At 58.7% G+C, this 1,481-nt stretch carries 1 rRNA gene (running past one end of the window); it reads right to left on the bottom strand.

The window, feature by feature from the left end:
- Positions 1–1,282, bottom strand: a 23S ribosomal RNA gene (locus ACFZBU_RS47870) (it extends 1,946 nt beyond the left edge of the window).
- Positions 1,283–1,481: the final 199 nt, after the last annotated feature.

The raw sequence follows: 1,481 nt of genomic DNA, 5'->3' as shown, positions 1-1,481 counted from the left end.
GTGTACGAATGACACGACTTCGGCGGTGCGCTTGAGCCCCGCTACATTATCGGCGCGGAATCACTTGACCAGTGAGCTATTACGCACTCTTTCAAGGGTGGCTGCTTCTAAGCCAACCTCCTGGTTGTCTCTGCGACTCCACATCCTTTCCCACTTAGCGCACGCTTGGGGGCCTTAGTCGGTGCTCTGGGCTGTTTCCCTCTCGACCACGGAGCTTATCCCCCGCAGTCTCACTGCCGCGCTCTCACTTACCGGCATTCGGAGTTTGGCTTATCTCAGTAACCTGGTGAGGCCCATCAACAATCCAGTGCTCTACCTCCGGCAAGAAACACACGACGCTGCACCTAAATGCATTTCGGGGAGAACCAGCTATCACGGAGTTTGATTGGCCTTTCACCCCTAACCACAGGTCATCCCCCAGGTTTTCAACCCTGGTGGGTTCGGGCCTCCACACGGTCTTACCCGCGCTTCACCCTGCCCATGGCTAGATCACTCCGCTTCGGGTCTTGGGCGCGCGACTCAATCGCCCTGTTCGGACTCGCTTTCGCTACGGCTACCCCACACGGGTTAACCTCGCCACACACCGCAAACTCGCAGGCTCATTCTTCAAAAGGCACGCAGTCACGGCCACCCACGACTAAACGCGGATGACGACGCTCCCACGGCTTGTAGGCACACGGTTTCAGGTACTATTTCACTCCCCTCCCGGGGTACTTTTCACCTTTCCCTCACGGTACTAGTCCGCTATCGGTCACCAGGGAATATTTAGGCTTAGCGGGTGGTCCCGCCGGATTCACACGGGATTTCTCGGGCCCCGTGCTACTTGGGAAATGCGCAAGCAAGCCGCACATGTTTCGTCTACGGGGGTCTTACCCTCTACGCCGGACCTTTCGCATGTCCTTCGACTACATGTACGGTTTCTGACTCGCCGACCGGCCGGCAGACCGATCAAGCACACTCCCACGACCCCGATCACGCAACCCCTGCCGGGTATCACACGTGACCGGTTTAGCCTCATCCGATTTCGCTCGCCACTACTCTCGGAATCACGGTTGTTTTCTCTTCCTGCGGGTACTGAGATGTTTCACTTCCCCGCGTTCCCTCCACACACCCTATATATTCAGGTGCGGGTGACAGCCCATGACGACTGCCGGGTTTCCCCATTCGGACACCCCCGGATCACAGCTCGGTTGACAGCTCCCCGGGGCCTATCGCGGCCTCCCACGTCCTTCATCGGTTCCTGGTACCTAGGCATCCACCGTGCGCCCTTAACAACTTGGCCACAGATGCTCGCGTCCACTGTGCAGTTCTCAAACAACAACCGATTCCCACAGACACACGACCGACGCCTACCGGTCACAAGACCGGCGGTTCGTGGATCATCCGAGGATCGGAACCTTCCCGAGACAACAGACCAGCCCCAACAGTCAGAAGACCGTGGGGCCGGGCCCATTCCCTCAGGACCCAACAACGTGCCCGGC

The sequence above is a fragment of the Embleya sp. NPDC008237 genome (genome assembly GCF_042956465.1).
Taxonomy (GTDB): domain Bacteria; phylum Actinomycetota; class Actinomycetes; order Streptomycetales; family Streptomycetaceae; genus Embleya.
This window is presented reverse-complemented; position numbering and strand designations above follow the sequence as displayed.